Annotated in this window: 13 protein-coding genes; 9 read left to right on the top strand and 4 right to left on the bottom strand. The window is 32.8% G+C overall.

Annotated elements, in window-relative coordinates:
- The 4 genes from JFU23_RS06745 to mutL all read left to right on the top strand — a co-directional run bounded on the left by JFU23_RS06745 (nucleotide 1) and on the right by mutL (nucleotide 5,907).
- Nucleotides 1–432: a YlbF/YmcA family competence regulator gene (locus tag JFU23_RS06745; RefSeq protein ID WP_002033698.1), complete on the top strand. Its 432-nt coding sequence runs from the start codon at nucleotides 1–3 to the stop codon at nucleotides 430–432.
- A gap of 127 nt (nucleotides 433–559) precedes the next feature.
- Nucleotides 560–1,102: an outer spore coat protein CotE gene (cotE, locus tag JFU23_RS06740; protein WP_002014610.1), complete on the top strand. Its 543-nt coding sequence runs from the start codon at nucleotides 560–562 to the stop codon at nucleotides 1,100–1,102.
- A gap of 180 nt (nucleotides 1,103–1,282) precedes the next feature.
- The gene (gene mutS / locus JFU23_RS06735; protein WP_201031666.1) at nucleotides 1,283–3,955 is read left to right on the top strand and encodes a DNA mismatch repair protein MutS; all 2,673 of its coding nucleotides are present in this window, start codon (nucleotides 1,283–1,285) and stop codon (nucleotides 3,953–3,955) included.
- Between the two features lie 8 nt (nucleotides 3,956–3,963).
- Nucleotides 3,964–5,907, top strand: a complete 1,944-nt coding sequence (gene mutL, locus JFU23_RS06730; protein WP_201031665.1) for a DNA mismatch repair endonuclease MutL — start codon at nucleotides 3,964–3,966, stop codon at nucleotides 5,905–5,907.
- A gap of 322 nt (nucleotides 5,908–6,229) precedes the next feature.
- On the opposite strand, the gene JFU23_RS06725 is transcribed toward mutL, so the two are convergent.
- Nucleotides 6,230–6,424, bottom strand: a complete 195-nt coding sequence (locus tag JFU23_RS06725) for a hypothetical protein (protein ID WP_201031664.1) — start codon at nucleotides 6,422–6,424, stop codon at nucleotides 6,230–6,232.
- 562 nt (nucleotides 6,425–6,986) lie between these two features.
- Here JFU23_RS06725 and JFU23_RS06720 point away from each other — a divergent pair.
- The gene (locus tag JFU23_RS06720) at nucleotides 6,987–9,770 is read left to right on the top strand and encodes a dynamin family protein (protein WP_201031663.1); all 2,784 of its coding nucleotides are present in this window, start codon (nucleotides 6,987–6,989) and stop codon (nucleotides 9,768–9,770) included.
- Nucleotides 9,771–9,869: 99 nt separating this feature from the next.
- Here JFU23_RS06720 and JFU23_RS06715 read toward each other — a convergent pair whose 3' ends face one another.
- From JFU23_RS06715 to JFU23_RS06705, 3 genes are all read right to left on the bottom strand, one after another.
- Nucleotides 9,870–11,789: an LTA synthase family protein gene (locus JFU23_RS06715; protein WP_201031662.1), complete on the bottom strand. Its 1,920-nt coding sequence runs from the start codon at nucleotides 11,787–11,789 to the stop codon at nucleotides 9,870–9,872.
- Between the two features lie 494 nt (nucleotides 11,790–12,283).
- On the bottom strand, nucleotides 12,284–13,621 hold the full coding sequence (locus JFU23_RS06710) for an NAD(P)-binding protein (protein WP_201031661.1): 1,338 nt from the start codon (nucleotides 13,619–13,621) through the stop codon (nucleotides 12,284–12,286).
- A gap of 303 nt (nucleotides 13,622–13,924) precedes the next feature.
- Complete coding sequence (locus JFU23_RS06705) at nucleotides 13,925–14,896, bottom strand: LysM peptidoglycan-binding domain-containing protein (protein ID WP_201031660.1); 972 nt, start codon at nucleotides 14,894–14,896, stop codon at nucleotides 13,925–13,927.
- 203 nt (nucleotides 14,897–15,099) lie between these two features.
- Here JFU23_RS06705 and JFU23_RS06700 point away from each other — a divergent pair, with 203 nt between their 5' ends.
- The 4 genes from JFU23_RS06700 (at nucleotide 15,100) to JFU23_RS06685 (ending at nucleotide 20,385) form a co-directional block, all read left to right on the top strand.
- A complete protein-coding gene (locus tag JFU23_RS06700) occupies nucleotides 15,100–16,080 on the top strand; it encodes a phosphatidylinositol-specific phospholipase C (RefSeq protein ID WP_201031659.1) in 981 nt (326 codons plus the stop codon).
- 209 nt (nucleotides 16,081–16,289) lie between these two features.
- Entirely contained in the window at nucleotides 16,290–18,014 is a 1,725-nt protein-coding gene (locus JFU23_RS06695) for a methyl-accepting chemotaxis protein (RefSeq protein ID WP_374191744.1), read from the top strand.
- Between the two features lie 223 nt (nucleotides 18,015–18,237).
- Nucleotides 18,238–19,647, top strand: a complete 1,410-nt coding sequence (locus JFU23_RS06690) for a glycoside hydrolase family 1 protein (RefSeq protein WP_201031657.1) — start codon at nucleotides 18,238–18,240, stop codon at nucleotides 19,645–19,647.
- 30 nt (nucleotides 19,648–19,677) lie between these two features.
- Entirely contained in the window at nucleotides 19,678–20,385 is a 708-nt protein-coding gene (locus tag JFU23_RS06685) for a GntR family transcriptional regulator (protein WP_201031656.1), read from the top strand.
- The last annotated feature ends 84 nt before the right edge of the window (nucleotides 20,386–20,469 follow it).

The raw sequence follows: 20,469 nt of genomic DNA, 5'->3' as shown, positions 1-20,469 counted from the left end.
ATGAAAGTATATACGAAAGATGAAATTGTTGAGCAAGCGAAAGAATTAGCAAAAATGATCTCTGAAACAGAAGAAGTCGATTTCTTTAAGCGAGCAGAAGCACAAATTCATAAAAATGAAAATGTAAAGCGAGCAATTGATGAAATAAAAGCTTTGCAAAAACAAGCAGTAAACTTGCAACATTATGGGAAATGGGAAGCTTTGAAAAAAGTAGAAGCTGAAATTGATGCACTTCAAGATAAGTTAGATAATATCCCAGTTGTACAGGAGTTTAAATCTTCACAAACGTATGTAAATGACTTACTACAGCTAGTTGCTAGTACCATTTCTAACAATGTAACAGATGAAATATTAGTTTCAACTGGCGGCGATGTGTTGAAGGGCGAAACTGGTGCAGCAGTAGAAAGTAAAAAAGGAAATTGTGGTTGTTAAAGAGATGTCTTATTGACATCTCTTTTTTTAGTGGGTTATATCGGAAATTCTTCTCAAAAAAAAGAATGACACATTCCGCTATTGTCACGCATATGATTAAGTGAATAGTGATTGAGGAGGGTTACGAATGTCCGAATTTAGAGAGATTATTACAAAAGCAGTGGTTGGAAAAGGACGTAAGTATACAAAGTCAACGCATACATGTGAATCGAATAATGAGCCAACGAGTATTTTAGGGTGCTGGGTAATTAACCATTCGTACGAAGCGAGAAAGAATGGAAAACATGTGGAAATTGAAGGTTTCTATGATGTAAACACTTGGTATTCATTTGATGGAAACACAAAGACTGAAGTTGTAACAGAACGTGTTAACTACAATGATGAAGTAAGTATTGGGTATCGTGATAAAAACTTCTCTGGTGACGATTTAGAAATTATCGCTCGTGTAATTCAGCCGCCAAATTGTTTAGAAGCTCTTGTATCGCCAAATGGTAATAAAATTGTTGTGACGGTAGAACGTGAATTTGTAACAGAAGTAGTCGGGGAAACGAAAATTTGTGTAAGTGTAAATCCTGAAGGTTGCGTAGAATCAGACGAGGATTTCCAAGTCGATGATGATGAGTTTGAAGAATTAGATCCGAACTTTATCGTCGATGCAGAAGAAGAGTAAGAGAAAGCTAGGGAGAAGTTCTTCCTAGCTTTTTACAGTACATAAGTGGTTCTGCATGAACATGATTCCTTATGAAATGTGCTATAATGAGGAGAGACTCCTGGAATAGGAGATATGGATGTCCGTGAAGTGTGACATATATGAATATAGATTATTATGTAAGAATTATGGAGGAAAGACATGACGCAATATACGCCTATGATACAGCAATACTTAAAGGTTAAGGCAGACTATCAAGATGCCTTTTTATTTTTCCGATTAGGTGATTTTTATGAAATGTTCTTTGAAGATGCGGTTAAAGCAGCTCATGAACTTGAAATTACATTAACGAGCCGAGATGGTGGTAGTAGTGAACGTATACCGATGTGTGGTGTACCGCATCATGCAGCTAAAAATTATATTGAACAACTTGTTGAAAAAGGATATAAAGTAGCTGTTTGTGAGCAAGTGGAAGACCCAAAAACAGCTAAAGGTGTAGTACGTCGTGAAGTAGTACAACTAATTACGCCAGGAACGATGATGGAAGGGCGTACAATAGACGAGAAGGAGAATAACTTCTTAGCAGCATTAACACATTTCGAAGATGGATCTTATGCGCTAGCTTGTAATGACTTAACGACTGGACAAAATACAGTGACGTTATTAACTGGTTCAGTAGAAGATATTTTATTAGAAGTGTATGCGACTGGTTCAAAAGAAATTGTTGTAGATTCTACATTTTCAAAAGATGAATTAAATAAGTTAACTGAAACATTAAAAATGACGATTTCGTATGAAGATGCAACAACTATTCCAGAAGGATTAGAACATCTTGTGAAAAGTGTTTCCCAAGCAAAATTAATTAAAGCAATTGGACGCTTATTTAACTATGTGATAAGAACACAAAAACGTTCGTTAGATCACTTGCAACCAGTAGAAATTTATTACACGAATCAATTTATGAAAATTGATGTGCATTCAAAACGTAATTTAGAGTTAACAGAGACTCTTCGCACGAAGGAAAAGACAGGCTCATTATTATGGCTATTAGACAAAACAAAAACGGCTATGGGTGGGCGTATGTTAAAACAGTGGATGGAACGTCCGCTTATCCAGAAAGAAAAAGTTGAAGAGCGTTTAGAAATGGTTGAAACGTTTGTAAATGATTACTTCTTACGTGAAGATTTAAAAGAAAAGTTAAAAGAAGTATATGATTTAGAGCGTTTAGCAGGGAAAGTTGCATTTGGTAATGTAAATGCACGGGACTTATTACAATTAAGACGTTCTTTACTGCAAGTACCAGCTATTTTAGAAGCGATTAGTCTTTTAGATAATGCTTATGCAGCAAGGTTAATTCAAGGTGCAGATCCATGTGAGAGCTTAACTGAATTACTAGGAAGAAGTATTCAAGAAAACCCACCGCTTTCTATTAAAGATGGAGATATTATTAAAGATGGCTATAATGATAAGCTTGATCAATATCGTTACGTTAGTAAAAACGGAAAAACGTGGATTGCTGAGCTTGAAAAACGAGAGCGTGATATTACAGGGGTTAAATCATTAAAAATTGGGTACAACCGTATTTTCGGCTACTATATTGAAGTGACGAAGGCTAATCTTGCAGCACTTCCAGAAGGGCGCTATGAGCGTAAACAAACACTTGCAAATGCAGAGCGTTTCATAACAGATGAGCTAAAAGAAAAAGAAACATTAATCTTAGAAGCAGAAGAGAAAATTGTACAATTAGAATACGATTTATTTACAGCACTTCGCGAAGAAGTAAAAGTATTCATTCCGAAATTACAGCATTTAGCGAAAGTAATTAGTGAACTAGACGTACTGCAAAGCTTTGCGACAGTTAGTGAAGAAGAGCAGTTTGTAAAACCTGTTTTAACAAATAAGCGCGAAATCTTTATTAAAGATGGTCGTCATCCTGTCGTTGAAAAAGTATTGAACGGGAAATTGTATGTACCGAATGATTGTATTATGCCGGAGAAGATGGATGTCTTTTTAATTACAGGACCGAACATGTCTGGTAAAAGTACGTATATGAGACAATTAGCACTTGTTACTGTTATGTCACAAATTGGTTGTTTTGTACCAGCGACAGAAGCAGTATTACCTGTCTTCGATCAAATCTTTACGAGAATTGGTGCAGCGGATGATTTAATCTCAGGTCAAAGTACATTTATGGTTGAAATGTTAGAAGCGAAAAATGCAATTGCAAATGCATCAGAGAGAAGTTTAATTTTATTCGATGAAATTGGACGCGGTACATCTACGTATGATGGTATGGCACTTGCGCAAGCAATCATTGAACATATTCATGACCAAATTGGTGCGAAAACATTATTCTCTACACATTATCATGAATTAACAGTGTTAGAAGAAAGTTTAGACCAACTAAAGAATGTACATGTTTCAGCAATTGAAGAGAATGGAAAAGTAGTTTTCCTTCATAAAATTCAAGATGGAGCGGCTGATAAAAGTTACGGAATTCACGTTGCTCAACTTGCCGAGCTTCCAGAGAGCTTAATCGCTCGCGCGAAAGAAGTGTTAGCACAACTAGAAGGACAGGAAGAAATTGTTATTCCGAAACGAGTAGAAGTGAAAGTACCAGAAGTCGCTCCAAAACCAGTTGTTGTAAAAGAAGAACCGGCAGAAATACAAGAAAAGAAAGAAGAGACTGAAGAAGATTCACAACTATCTTTCTTTGGAGGAGAACAGTCTTCGGAAAATCAAGACAAGCCTGTGCTAAATCCAAAAGAAACGGCAGTACTTGCACAAATTAAAAAGATTGATTTACTCGATATGACGCCTTTAGAAGCGATGAATGAGCTGTATCGTTTACAGAAAAAGTTAAAGAAAGGATGAGTAAGTAGATGGGGAAAATTCGCAAACTCGATGATCAACTCTCTAACTTAATTGCGGCAGGGGAAGTAGTAGAGCGCCCTGCCTCAGTTGTAAAAGAACTCGTGGAAAATTCCATCGATGCGAATAGTACATCTATTGAAATCCACTTAGAAGAAGCTGGATTATCGAAGATTCGCATCATCGATAATGGAGATGGTATTGCTGAAGAAGATTGTATCGTTGCATTTGAACGACACGCAACGAGTAAAATTAAAGATGAAAATGATTTATTTCGTATAAGAACGCTCGGTTTCCGCGGAGAGGCCCTGCCGAGTATTGCCTCAGTGAGTGAATTAGAATTAATTACGAGCACAGGTGATGCGCCTGGTACACACCTTAGTATTAAAGGTGGAGACATTATAAAACAAGAGAAAACGGCAAGCCGAAAAGGAACAGATATTACAGTACAAAACTTATTCTTTAATACACCAGCGCGTCTTAAATATATGAAAACTATTCATACAGAGCTTGGGAACATTACAGATATCGTGTATCGTATTGCAATGTCTCACCCAGAAGTATCGTTAAAACTGTTTCATAATGAAAAGAAATTGCTTCATACATCAGGAAACGGTGATGTAAGACAAGTACTTGCATCGATTTACAGCATTCAAGTTGCGAAGAAGCTTATTCCGATTGAAGCTGAATCTCTAGACTTTACAATTAAAGGATATGTAACATTACCAGAAGTAACGAGAGCGTCGCGTAACTATATGTCAACGATTGTAAATGGCCGTTACGTTCGAAATTTCGTATTAATGAAAGCAATTCAGCAAGGATATCATACGTTATTGCCAATCGGACGATACCCAATCGGCTTCTTATCAATTGAAATGGATCCAATGCTTGTTGATGTCAACGTACATCCAGCAAAATTAGAAGTACGCTTTAGTAAAGAACAAGAATTGCTAAAGCTTATCGAAGAAACATTGCAATCGGCATTCAAAAAAATACAACTCATTCCAGATGCTGGTGTAACAACGAAGAAAAAAGAAAAAGATGAAAGTGTGCAAGAACAGTTCAAGTTTGAGCATACAAAACCGAGAGAATCATCTATGCCTAATATCGTTTTACCAACAGGAATGGATGAGAAACAAGAAGAAACAACGACTGTAAAACAACCAGCACAACTGTGGCAACCGCCGAAGCAAGAATGGCAACCACCACAGTCACTCGTAAGAGAAGAGCAAAGCTGGCAGCCATCCTCTAAGCCGGTAATAGAAGAAACGGTTCGAGAGGAAAAGGAATGGACTAGCAACGATGACGATTTTGAACTAGAGGAATTGGAAGAAGAAGTCGGGGAGATAGAAGAGATTGAAATGAACGGTAATGACTTACCGCCGCTTTATCCAATTGGACAGATGCATGGAACATATATTTTCGCTCAAAATGATAACGGGCTATATATGATTGATCAGCATGCTGCGCAGGAGCGCATCAATTATGAATATTTCCGTGATAAAGTGGGACGAGTTACGCAAGAAGTACAAGAATTACTTGTACCGTACCGCATAGATTTATCTCTTACCGAATTTTTACGTGTCGAAGAGCAGTTAGAAGAACTAAAAAAAGTCGGACTATTTTTAGAGCAGTTTGGCCATCAATCCTTTATCGTTCGTTCGCATCCAACGTGGTTCCCGAAAGGACAAGAAACAGAAATCATTGATGAGATGATGGAGCAAGTCGTCAAACTAAAAAAAGTTGATATTAAAAAATTACGTGAAGAAGCAGCTATTATGATGAGCTGTAAAGCATCGATTAAAGCAAATCAATATTTAACGAACGATCAAATATTCGCTTTACTTGAAGAACTTCGTACAACAACAAACCCATATACATGTCCGCATGGAAGACCGATTCTGGTGCATCATTCTACTTATGAGTTGGAGAAGATGTTTAAGAGGGTTATGTAGGGATAATAAAATTAGATGTAAGAGGGGAGCAACATATTAATGTTGCTCCCTTTTAATATGTAGAATTAATTGTTAAACGAGAATAGGGTGGAGTGATTTTACAGTTTATTCAAATTTGAGCAATCATACTTAAGGTTGTAAGGTAGTTTATTTCTAGGATAAGACAGCTTTAATTTATCTATGTATAAAAAAGCGCTGTATATCAGCACTTTTTAAAAGGTGCGTGAATTGTATAATGAAGATTTACACATTGTTAAAAACGTAACTATGCATGGCCAAATATTGATTTTTATTTGGTTAATTGTTATAAGGATCTATACAATTATTTATTTTTATTTTTATTTTTATTATTAATTTTTTCAGTATATAGCACCTGTTCTTTGTAGTGTTTCTTAATTGGGAAATTATGTGTATCTGTGCCGTTCTTGAATTTTTTATCAATGGGGTTCTCTAGAGGAACTGTTGTAGTTTCTGTAAATTCATATGGGTAATTTATTTTAGATTTATCTTCAAACATGAAAATGCCTCCTTTTTAGGATTTCCTAAATTCTTTACTATAACATGATATGCATATATATTTTTTTGGACTAGTTATTTATATAGGTTAATGGAATTTAATTACATAAATACTGAAATATTTTAAAGAAAAACAATTTGAGAAAGATATTGTATTGATAGCTGCTAACTAATAGTACTGTTTTTAAGTTATCGTGATGTAGTATCTTGGTTCATCTAACAACCATTATTTGGTGGGTTATTTTATTTATCAGCGAAGTAAACTGTGGATATATATTCAGTATAGATTGTTTTTATAATGTACTTTATATTCGGTGTTCCTAATAATTTGATGTAGGGTATTATAGTCGTATTAAGCTATTAGGAACATTTAATGTTGTTTCACAACTGAAAGGGAATTGCAAAAAAACTGAAACTTTTCTCATAAAAATTCAATCTTACTTGAAAAATGAAAGGAAAATGAAATTTTTCAAAAGGAATTCTTTGTTAAGATAAAAAGCATACATACAAAAAAGTATTGACATATCTCAAAAAATGTAATTTGAGATATAGTGGGGGAAAAGATGAGATTAGAAAAACAATTAATAAAAAAGATGTATTATGAAACATTCCTAATGGAGAATGAAACACATCCACCTCTTCAAGTACTTGGAGAAGCTTATGTAAACGAAGAAAAAAATGAGATTTCTGATGGATCTAATATTCGTTTTGCACAAGGTGAATTTTATTATCACCATCAAGATTTTGAAGCAGCTATTTTTAAATGGGAGAAAGTTAGTAATGAATTAGCGCCATGGGCACAAAAAAATATTGCGGATGCTTACTTCGAACTTAACCAATTATCAGTTGCTGAAAACGTGTATACTTCTATTAATACTGATAACAAAATACTGATGACCGAAATTGTACTGCAACTACTGTCTCTTTATATCGAGCAAAATAATTTTGATGCAGCTTTCGCTGCTATTAAAGAAGCAGTTTCTTTAAATCCTGATTATCCAAACGTCACAATAATTGCCCGTTCCTTTTATGAAGAACAGCAAGATTTTGATAGTGCAGTAGAGCTTGCTGTGAACGAGTTAATTCGAACAGAATCTTATCCGTGGTTTGAGGTTCTAAAAGAATATATCGATAAAGGATTTACTAAAAATATTTCACCAGACTATTTTTATAAAGTATTAGTTACATTAAATAATGTAGATCAAGTACAATTTACGCAAATTGTTTCATCACTTTGGCACAGCTATAAAGATGAACAAAATTACTTATTATGGCTCAACACAATAAATGAATTTTTCATACATATCGAAATACATTCGTCCGATATATGGGACGAAATTTCTTCTCTTTACGAAGAAACATACTTTGAATTAATTCAAGGTCAATATATGCTTAGACAATTACACGATATCATTCCAAACCTGTTAACAAATTGGTTAAAGGTAGTCAATCCCTCTCATGCTGTATTTCCATCTGCAGCAGTATTGGCATGGGATGAGATTTTTCCTTCTAAAATAGATTCAGCGGATATAAAAGATGCAGAAGACCTACTGTCATATTCTATTAATCATGTGAATGGCTTAGAGTATAGTTTACATCTTTTTGAATCTATTACACACTGGGCACAAGAACATGATTTAGAAATGGGTCACCGATTTAGCTGGTTAGTTGGTGAGCTTGCAGATTTAAGAACAAATCGCCTATTAGTAACTGGAACTTCAGGGAACGGAAAAGCTTCATTTATTAACTCTATTTTAGGAGAAAATATATTAGAAAACTCAATCTCAAATGTAGTTGTTTTTAAAAATGACGCTTATACAGAAATTAACGCTATAACAGATTCGGAAATTACAACAACTGAGAATTTCTCTGATTTCCATAACATGATGGCAGTGCACCGTCAAACATATAGAGATAGAGCATGTGTTGAATTTAAATTACCATGCAGGTTTTTAAGTAAAAATAAACTTACATTCGTTGTTACACCTAGCTTTAATAGGAACAATGACGCGAGAGATGAGGTGTTTGAATATTTAAACTCTGTAGATGAATTATTATTCGTATTGAATACGGATTCACCTTTTACTGACAAAGAACGTGACATTCTATTAAGTATCCAAGAACATACACCAAATCTACAAGTTCATTTCTTATTAAATAAAATCGATAACATTTACAATGAAGCAGAAGCAAAAAGAGTTATACAAGATACGCAAGTGAGAATAAATACATATTTCCCTAATGCAAGAGTTCTCCCTTATTCTTCGTTATATACAAATAGTAAACAACTAAACGATTTAACTGAGTTTATTCATTTTAACTTTAACCATAAAAATATCGATGCAGAACGTACTGAAAAGCTATTGTTTTTCATTCGAAAAACAATTACATATCTTTTGGATAAACGTGTCGAGAGGGAAAATAATCTAGTGGATTCTATTAATTGGAATGAAGATATGTTAGTTAAACTAAATGCTTGTATTAATAACCTTACTGCTTTTGAGAAGGAAAAAATTCATTTAATTACAGAAGCATATCGTACAATGAAAAACGAAATTACTAATGATCTTACAGAACATATTCCGAAACTATTGCAGAGTTGTTCCGATTTAATTAGTGAAGAAAGTGATTTTAGTCACATTGATATTGAACTAAATACAGCGATGAATGAAAGGGTGCAACAATATCTAGAACAAACTGTATTACCTAATCTTGCTCGCTCTATGCAAAATTGGATTGCGACTTCTAATAACGAGCTCCTTCAAAGTCAATTGTACTTAGCAGAAACCAGTGAAGGACTTAATTCTTTATTTGGAGAAAATCGAATACAGTTAGAATGTGACTTTAAAGTAATTGATGACTGGCGCAGAGATACTGATAGAATGACAACTAGAATACAAATGGAAGAAGTAAATATTTTACGCCGATTTACGCCAGCACAATTTTTACTGAAAAGTGCCGGAAAATTATTTGGAGTTATTCCTAAAAATAAAGCTATGCTATATAACAAATACAAACAGTATTTAGAAAATGAAGATTATACCGATGTAACGGCTTCTATTATGAAGAAATTTTTCTTGCAGTTTGAGCTATTTGAAAACACACAAGAGCGGGATATTAATATGTTCTTTAGAAATCCATTTGGCTCGTTGGAACAAGCTGTAAAAAACACTCATTTAGAAATAAAAGAAAAACAAGATAAACTGCATAAAATGAAATCAAACCCTGAATTTTATCATGATCCTATAACGCTCTTTGAATTAAGATTACGTCAATGTGAAGTAATCTTGAATATAGGTGAGGATAATTCCTATACAGATTTACCTTTAGAAACAATCGTAGAATAAAAGTAAAATATATCAGGTTTTTTATATAAAATTGCACCATGTGTTATAAGAAAGTAAAAAGGGAGCAACTTTTAATAAGTTACTCCTTTGCCATATAGATTATTTTTCAGTTTCTTTAATTTTAGTTTTTACTTCTCCAGTTTTAATTTTATTACTTTCTGAGAAACGTAATAAATCGCCTTCAATAATTTTGTCAGACATTCGTAATTCATTTTGTGCACGGTTAATCATTTCTTGAGCTTCTTTTTTTGGTAAATCTACAACCTCACCTGTTTCTCGATTATAAAAAGCATGATTTGTATATGCATACTTGTCTGTAATAAAGCTACCATCACGTAAAACAACAAAACCGGCATATTCATCTGAAAACATATCATGGCCAAAACGGATATCGTTAGTAGTATCAATCCCTAATAAATTTAGAATAGTAGGTTTCATATCGATTTGTCCCGTAGGCTTTGAAATAGTTTGACCTTCTGTTTGGCCAGGGATATGAATATATAAAGGTGTGCGTTGTAAATTTAAAGTATCAAATTCTGTTATTTGATCTTTTTCTAAAAAATGTGCCATTGCGCGATTATGTTTTTCAGAAATGCCATAATGATCACCGTATAACACAATAATAGAATCATCATACATTCCCTCGGCTTTTAAACGCTCAATAAATTTTTTAATTGATTCGTCTAAGTAACGTGCTGTTACGATGTAACGATCAAATACGCCATTACCAGAGTTGTATGGTTCAATGAATTTTGTATCTTCATCATACGTAAATGGATAATGGTTTGTTAAAGTAAGGAAACGAGCGTAAAATGGTTGATCAACAGTTTTTAATATATCTACTGATTGATCAAAGTATTCGATATCTTTTAATCCCCAATTTAAATTTGTTTCTGGCGTGATTTTGTAATCAAGTTCATTATAGTAACGATCATAACCAAGAGCAGAGTACATAATATTACGATTCCAAAATGTTGCGTTATTCGCATGGAATACAGAAGTGAAATAGCCTTGCTGACGTAAAATTTCTGGAGTCGCAGTATAATCGTTGTTACCGTGCGTGAAAAATACAGCTCCTCGATTTAATGGATACAACGATGTATCTATTAGAAATTCAGAATCTGATGTTTTTCCTTGACCAGTTTGGTGGAAAAAGTTATCAAAGTAATAGCTTTCATTTATGAATTCATTCAAGAACGGTGTAACTTCTTGACCATTGACGGATGCACCTATTAAAAAGGTTTGCAAGGATTCAAGAGTAACGACAATTACGTTTTTTCCTTTCGCTGCACCAAACATATTAGGATTTGGTTCACTTTGGTTTGATTTTACGTAGTTTTCAGTTTCTTGTAATTTACTACTATCTGCAAGTGCCTTTTGGGATCCAGCTTTTACTTGTAGTGTTAAATCATATACTTGATGAGTGTATAGTCCTAAATTTTTCACAAGCATTACGCGGTCGAAGGATCTCGTTAATAATTCAGGTCGTTCTTTTTCTGCAAGCTGTAGATTTGCAAAAAATACACCAATTGTTAAAAGAAAATATAATAAGCGTGCAGAATGAGTTACACGTTCTGTTTTAAAGACTATTGCTTTCTTTTTTAATAAAATAAAGAAGAAAATAATGTCTACGAATGCGAGTATAATTTTGTAGTTCAATATTTCTATAATACTGCCGCCTAATTGGCCGAAGTTTGATGTTTGTCCAAGTACTGGTAACGTAACGAAATCATTATAAAAATCATAGAACATTACATTCCCAACAAGTACGATTGTTAATAAGAGATTAATACATAGCGCTATATAATTTCTCTTTTCACCGGTTGCAAATAATGCTAATCCAACAAATGCTAACGATGCAGCGAGAGGGCTAATAAACAAAATAAGTTCTTGTGTAGAAGACTCAATTTTTAAATCAAAACTGAATCGCGTAATAAGATATGTTTTTAACCATACTGCTAAAGCAATTATTATAATAAAGCTTATATTTTGCAGTTGTAAATTTATATTATTCTTCATTTTTACACCTTCTTTATAGAATTTATTTAACTAATGTTATATATTATATTTTTATAACTATCAGAGTGTGGTGAACTATTTAGATTATCTTTTTCTAAAGGTAATAATTTGAAGTATTCATATACATATAATGGAGAATTTTAAAGCGAAGTAACATAAATCTAATTTTTTTAGAAACGGAGCAGAAAAAGTCATAGTTGTAGTAAAAAATACTTATAGACATCCTAACATATTAAACACTACGGCGATGTTACAAAATATCAAACAAATAAAAGTGAAAATGAATAGAGACTTGTAAAACTATTGACATTCAATTTGTTAGAATTGAATGTCAATAGTTTTACATACATGGTTATATTAAATATGTATCATGTAAAATCCCGATTCTTTGTGGGTTAATCAGTAGCACGGGAAGGATTTCATTCCTGCTATTACTACATAAGTAAAGTACTGGTGAAACTCAAAATGTTTGATTGGTATCTAAATTATAGCAATTAAATGTCAGACAAGTATTTTCCAACATACAGGCCACTTGCAGCTGCTTGAGATAATGAATGAGTGACGCCTGAACAATCTCCAATTAAAAATAGCCCATTCATACTTGTTTCAAAATGGTTATTGATTTTTATTGTAGGAGCGTAGAACTTCCCATCAATTCCATATAATAAAGTATCTTGATCGATAGGTTCTTGGATAAATTGTTCTAAACGTAATAAAAATTTTTTGAGTCCTTCAATATATAGTGGAGGAATTTCTTTATTCAAGTCTCCATAATCTCCGTGTAGTGTAGGCTGTATACGATTATGTTTCATGGTGTTCTCCGCTGTAGGTTGTTTCTTTATTAAGTCCTCTAAACGTTGTATAACAATCCGATCTCGTCCTTGGTTAATGTTTTTAATAATTGAACTTGCGTATACATTTGCTTCTTTGAGAGTTGGAAAATAGCGCGGGATAAATAAAGTGAAATTTAAGTTAGAAGTGCCAGTTTCTTGCTCTCGGAAATTTTGACCGTCAGGCATAATCAAGCCGTCTTCGTACTTTCGAATAATGCGTCCTTTTGGATTCATACAGTAAGTAGTAGCTGTGAAAAGTTCATGCTCATAAGAAAGTTTCGTCTCAAATGTATCTTTTAATATAGAACGTAATTGATGTTCTTTCATCTCTACCCTAATACCTAAATCTACACGAGTTTGCTCCTGAGAAATATTTTGAGAAGTGCACATTTCTTTTAACCAATCCGCCCCGGAACGACCGGTTGCAAATACTAATTTCTTAGAATGGACAGTTTTTTGATTTGTATATATTTTAAAATGGTCTTTCTGCTTAACGATATTTTGTACATCTATATGAAATTGGATATCTATTTTGGTAAGTAAAAATTCATAGAGCTGCTGAAAAATATTACTTGAAAGTGTAGTACCCAGATGCCTTACTTCTGTTGTTAGCATTTGTAAACCACATGTCTCAGCCTTCTTAGTGAGAGTTGGATTTTCTGTAGAATATTTTGAAACTGAACTTCCACCAAACTGACACAGAATTTCATCTACTTCCGCCATGAGTTGCATAAATCCTTCTTTACCTACTTTTTGCTCGAGTTCGCCTCCAAATCCGTTTGTATAATTAAATTTCCCTTCTGATTTTCCTAAACCACCAAAACCGAAATACTTATCACATGAATTACAGTTACATGTTTTCCCTTGGTCTAAAGGACAATTTCGATGTTCTAACGGTTTACCTTTATCAAGAATTAAAACCTTTTTGTTGCTTTTGGCTAATGTATAAGCCATAAAAATGCTACTCACCCCAGCACCGATAATTGTAATATCATACATTTTTTTTCACCTGCTAACGAATAGTTTGTTTACTATTTTCCTAGTGTATAACACTTTTATGAAGTTAAGAAATAGCTTTCATGAATAAAGAGAAAGTTTTTGGACTTTATACTTTTTCAATTTCTCTGAGTGGTGGATGAAATACAAATGTTTTTATTTGAAAGGAGATATAGTTTTAAATAATCACTTTGTCATATGATTCATAAAAGCCTACATATAAAAAGAACAGACCTTTTCAGTAAAAAGGTCTGTTAATCATTTGAAAAAGTTGTTAAGTGCATAAATCAGAAGGGAATTATAGTTTTATTTAGCGAAGGCATGGTTACCGATTACAGCTACTGTTTGACGTGTCGTAATCCATTTGTCTGTTGATGTTTTTGGGTTGTAGAAATAAAGCCAATCAGAATGTATTCCATTTGTGGAGATAGCCTCTTCTACAGCCATTTTTGCTTCAGCGCTTGCAGGCTGATTAATTCTTCCATCTGTAACAGGGGTAAATGCATATCCGTATTTAATAGGTTCATAAATAACACCTGTTATTGTATTTGGAAATCCTTTTGCATTTACTCGATTTAGGATAACTTTTGCTACAGCTACTTTTCCTTTATATGATTCGCCACCTGCTTCAGCGGTAACTAAGCGTGCCATTAAGTTTTTTTCCTTTTTGGAAATACTGGAATTAATTTTCAAATGTTGTCCTGTATAAAGCTTGTTACCGACTGTGTTGTTAATTTGTTTTATAGATTGAACGGTTACGTTGTAGCGCTTTGCTATCGTTTCTAATGAATCTCCCGGTTGTACTTGGTAAATAATTTGTCCAGAAGTGTTCGTAGTTTTTTCGTTTTGATGAACTGTAACCTCATTTGATTTCATAGATCCTGGAATATGTAACTGTTCTCCAATAAAAGCTTGATCGTTTCCTTTATTATTCGCTTGTTTAATGGCTTGAATGGAAACGCCATATTGCTTACTGATGCCCCAAAGTGTATCATTCTTTTTTACTGTATGTATGGTGGAAGCTTCAGCTGTACTTTGATTACATACGAATGTAAGTGCTACTGCAGATAAAGGAATTATATGTTTTAGTTTTAATAATTTCATTGTAAATCCTCCTAAAAAAGTAAGGTGTAACTGTTGAGTAATGTAATTCAGAATATGCAAATGTAAATATTTTAATGTAAGTATATTAGCACATATAAAATAAATAATCATTATAAGTTTTTTATTTACACCTATATAGGATGTAAATATGAAATATTGCATATGAAAGCCCATTGAAGTTTATGTTGTTGATTACTATAATTTATCTAGTAGAAAGGAACTTTAAATTTTCCTAATGCATTGAGAATATGTGAATGATTTTTTAATTTTACTTCTAAATAATATTTCATATTTATGAAATATTATTTATTTTTTATTAAGTAGCTTATATTATATTCAATAAGTTTGATATAAAACAGAAAAAGAGAGGGATAAAAATGAGCAATAAGAAGTTTATTTTGAAATTATTCATATGTAGTACTATACTTAGCACATTTGTATTTGCTTTCAATGATAAGCAAGCAGTTGCTGCTAGCGCTGATAATGGGCTTGAAAACTGGTCAAAATGGATGCAACCTATACCCGATAACGTACCGTTAGCACGAATTTCAATTCCAGGAACACATGATAGTGGAACGTTCAAGTTGCAAAATCCGATAAAGCAAGTATGGGGAATGACGCAAGAATATGATTTTCGTTACCAAATGGATCATGGAGCACGAATTTTTGATATTAGAGGGCGTTTAACAGATGATAATACGATAGTTCTTCATCATGGGCCATTATATCTTTATTTAACATTGCATGAATTTATAAATGAAGCGAAACAATTTTTAAAAGATAATCCAAGTGAAACGATTATTATGTCTTTAAAAAAAGAGTATGAGGATATGAAAGGGGCAGAAGATTCATTTAGTAGTACGTTTGAAAAAAATTATTTTCTTGATCCTATCTTTTTAAAAACAGAAGGGAATATAAAACTAGGAGATGCTCGAGGAAAAATTGTGCTACTAAAAAGATACAGTGGTAGTAATGAATCTGGAGGATATAATAATTTTTATTGGCCAGATAATGAGACGTTTACGACAACTGCAAATCAAAATGTAAATGTAACAGTACAAGATAAATATAAAGTGAGTTATGATGAGAAAGTAAAATCTATTAAAGATACGATAAATGAAACGATTAACAACAGTGAAGATTGTAATCATCTATATATTAATTTTACAAGCTTGTCTTCTGGTGGTACAGCATGGAATAGTCCATATTATTATGCCTCTTATATAAATCCCGAAATTGCGGCATATATTAAACAAGAGGATCCAAAAAGAGTTGGTTGGGTTATTCAAGATTATGTTAGTGATAAGTGGTCACCGATTCTCTATCAAGAAGTTATAAGAACTAATAAGTCACTTTAATTTTCACCATAATTGCATAGAAACAATGTAACTCTATTAAAAGTCTTGTGGAATTCCCATAAGACTTTTTAATATTTGATATTATAAGAATCAAAGTTCTTTGAATAGATTTATATAGTTAATATAATTATAAGATTGATACAAAAAAATGTCGATAAATGCCGATTGTTGTTGTAATATAAAACGTATAAACATAATATATAGATGAAATGAATTTATTGTCTTTTATTAAAAATAGTAAAATTGGAACGAAATTAAATGTGTTAGTCATTATATCAAGTTTGGCGTGTATCATGTTATCTTCACTGGGTTTTTTAGGGCTTCAAAAAGGTGAAAAAGCATCTTCTAGTATGTATGACGAAAGGCTATTACCAGTTGAATGGATAGGAATTGTAGAATCAAATTTTTACCATGTGAATATGAATTTTATGGAGATTATGATATCGAAAGATGAAAAAAGAATGAAAGAACTAATAATAGAAATGGATAAGACTAGGAAAGAAACTGATGAGTTATTAAAACAATTTGAAACTAGAATTAGTTCTCATAAAGAAAAGGACTTATATAATGCGTTTCAAAGTCAGTTCAAAGATTTAAGAATACAAATGGAGAAAGCACAGGAATTGGGACTGACTAATAATGAAGAAGCGTATAGCTATTATTTAAAAGAAATTGACCCTAATATGGAAAAAACAATTCAGTCTATTCGTGAACTTATTTTATATAATAATACCGCTGCTGAACAACTACAAAAAGAGAATGTTAATAGTGTAAAAAATACAATAATAACATTTGTAATTATTTCATTTGTAGGAATCATAATAATCATTTTTATTGGTTATTTAACAAAAAATGCTATAAAAAAACCAATCGTATTATTACAAAAAGATATGGAACGAGTATCTGCTGGAGATTTAACAATACGAACTTCTTATAAATCCGAGAACGAATTAGGCCTTATTGTACAATCCTTTAATAGTATGTTAGATAACTTGCAACAATTAGTCGGTCAGGTGAAGGTTACAGCGAAAGAAGTGATTACTTCAACTGAAAATATGCTGCAAGAGACGAAAACGGCAGCACATATATCAAACGAGGTTGTTCGAACTACTTCTGAAATAAATAAAGAAATAGAGGGACAAGTGACTAGTATTCAAGAAAGTTCAACTTCGATGGAAGAAATTGCAACTGGAGTTCAAACAGTAGCTGAATCTTCAGCGATGGTTGCTGAAGTTGCTGTTGCAACAATAGACCAAGCAAATTCTGGTAGTGAAGTTATAAAACAATCTATTCATCAAATGAATAGTGTGAATGAAGTTGTCGAAGAAACTTCTAAGGTCATTGATAGACTTGTTACGCGGACACAACAAATTGAAGAAGCGCTGGATGTTATTACTAATATTGCGGAACAAACGAATTTACTCGCCTTAAATGCTGCAATTGAGGCAGCACGCGCTGGAGAAAATGGAAAAGGATTTGCAGTAGTTGCAGCTGAAGTAAGAGGTCTGGCTGAGAAATCTAAAACATCTGTAAATGATATAAATAATTTAATACGTTTTATACATCAAGATACACAGGATACAGTTCATGTAATGAAAAAAGGTCAACAACAGGCTAGCGGTGGTAAGGAAGCAGCACATAAGGCAGAACTCGCATTTTCATCTATTATGCAAGATATTAATAGAATAACGTCCCAAATTCAAGAAGTGTCTGCTGCTACAGAAGAAATGTCTGCTGGGACAGAAGAAGTGAATGCTTCTTTATCAATAGTTTCTGAAACTGCAACACAAGTCGCACAAGAAACGAATCGAACGGTACAATCAATTCAAGCACAAGCCACATTGATTCAAGAAATAACGAAGAAATCTAATGAAATGAAAAAGAAAGCCGAAAATTTAGAAATGCTCATTTCACAATTCATTATTGGAGAATAAGTCTGTTAAAACCTATCATTAGTATAAACTTTAAGATACTCAACATAGTGCTGCGTTGCACAATTTGAAAAAGGACCTTTATAGGTTCTTTTTTTATAAATAGTGTGAATGATATGTTTAATTATAGTGAAAAACAGAAACTTATTATATAATAAATTTGTACCTATAAATTTTATATGTAATAATGAATTTGATTTATGCTAATGAAACGGAGGTATAGACTATGAAGTTTCCACATGATTTTTTATTCGGGGCTGCTTCAGCTTCTTATCAAGTAGAAGGTGCATGGAATGAAGATGGAAAAGGTGTTACGAATTGGGATGAGTTTTCAAAAATTCCTGGCAAAACATACAATGGGACAAATGGTGATGTAGCTGTTGATCATTATCATCGATATAAGGAAGATGTTCGCTTAATGGCTGAGATGGGATTAGAATCGTATCGTTTTTCTATTTCTTGGGCGAGAATTTTGCCGACTGGAGATGGAGGGGTAAATGAAAAAGGAATAGCATTTTATAACAGCCTAATTGATGAATGTTTAAAATACGGGATTGTACCGTTTGTAACTTTATATCATTGGGATCTACCATTAACTTTAGAAAAAGACGGTGGATGGACGAATAAACGAACAGCAGAAGCTTTCGTAAAGTACGCAGAGATTTGCTTTAAGGCATTTGGTGATAGAGTGAAACATTGGATTACTTTTAATGAAACAGTGATGTTTTGTGGATTAGGGTACTTAAAAGGTGCACATCCACCTGGAATACAAAATGATGTTCCAAAGTATTTTCAAGCGACTCATTATGTATTTTATGCACATGCAAAAACAGTTGCAGTGTACAAGCAGTTGAAACAATATGGAGAGATTGGTATCACGCATGTTTTCTTACCTGCTTATAGTGTGGATGATCAAAAAGAAAATATACTAGCAGCAAATCATGCGAATGAATATGAAACGTATTGGTACTATGATCCAGTTTTAAAAGGTGAGTATCCATCTTATGTTTTACAACAATTAAAGGAAAAAGGATGGACTCCTAATTGGACGGTTGAAGAATTAGAAATTATTAAACAAAATGCCGAAAAAAATGATTTTATTGGCTTGAATTATTATCAACCGATACGAGTGGAAAGATACGATATGGATATAAAGAATGAGGAACATTCTCGAGAAAGCTCAACACTTGCTCCAGGTAGTCCTTCTTTTGATGGTTTTTATCGAACAGTTAAAATGGATGATAAAACATATACAAAATGGGGATGGGAAATATCTCCCGAAGGTTTCTTAGATGGATTGCATATGTTGAAAGCACGCTACGGTGACATAAAAATGTATGTAACGGAAAATGGACTTGGTGATGAAGATTCAATCATTGACGGAGAAATTGTAGATGTTCCGAGAATTAAATTTATTGAAGAGCATTTAAAAGTAATGAAGTGTGCAATTCAAGAGGGAATTAATTTAAAAGGTTATTATGCATGGTCAGTTATTGATTTGTTAAGTTGGTTAAATGGATATAAAAAGCAATATGGCTTTATTTTTGTCGATCATAATGATAACTTAAAACGTAAGAAGAAACTTTCGTTTCATTGGTATAAACATGTGATCGAAACGAGAGGAGAAGAGTTATAACAGATAAAAGAGTATTTTAGGAGAAAGTGTATGAGTGCAAAGTATAAACAAATTGCAGATGTGTTAGAGCAAAACATTCGAGATGGGCTTTTTAATGAAACGAAAAAATTACCTACAGAAGAAGCGTTGATGAATCGATTTGAAGTAAGCCGTAATACGATACGTAAAGTAATTAGTCAACTTGTGAATAGATGTTATATTTTTCAAGTGCAAGGTAGTGGTATGTTTTTACGTGAAACTTCTGTAACAGATTACATTAATTTAGGAAGTTTACGTGGATTAACGAAAAATCTCGTTTCACAAAATATTGAAACGAAAGTGCTAGAGATTGAAGTAATAGAGGCAAATGAAGAGATAGTAGAACGGATGCAATGTGAGATTGGAACTAGACTATATTTTTTGAAGCGTTTAAGAATTGTAGACGGTAAACCATTCTCTATTGAAGTAAGTTATTTCAAAAAAGATATCATTCCTTATTTGAATGAAGAAATAGCATTAAGTTCTGTATACAGTTATTTCATTGAGGATTTACGATTAAATATTGGCTTTGCCGATAAAGTTATTAGTTGTGAAAAAATAAATAAAGAAAATGCAAAGCTTTTAGAACTAAATGAAGGTGATCCAGCGCTGCTTATTGAAAATACAGTTTATCTTGTAAATGGAACAATTTTCGAGCTATCTCAATCAATGTTTCATTATGAAAAGACCAAACTTTTAAATCGAATTAATTTTAATTGAAAATGAATATAAGTAGCCTTGTAAAAAAGCAACTGGTCCTAAGTGAGCAGTTGCTTTTTATTTTTAAAGTGGATGAGCAAAAAA

It is taken from the genome of Bacillus sp. TH50, assembly GCF_016650565.1.
In the GTDB taxonomy this organism is placed as follows: Bacteria; Bacillota; Bacilli; order Bacillales; family Bacillaceae_G; genus Bacillus_A; species Bacillus_A mycoides.
Note: the sequence above shows the minus strand (reverse complement) of the source record. Positions and strands in the feature narration are given on the sequence as shown.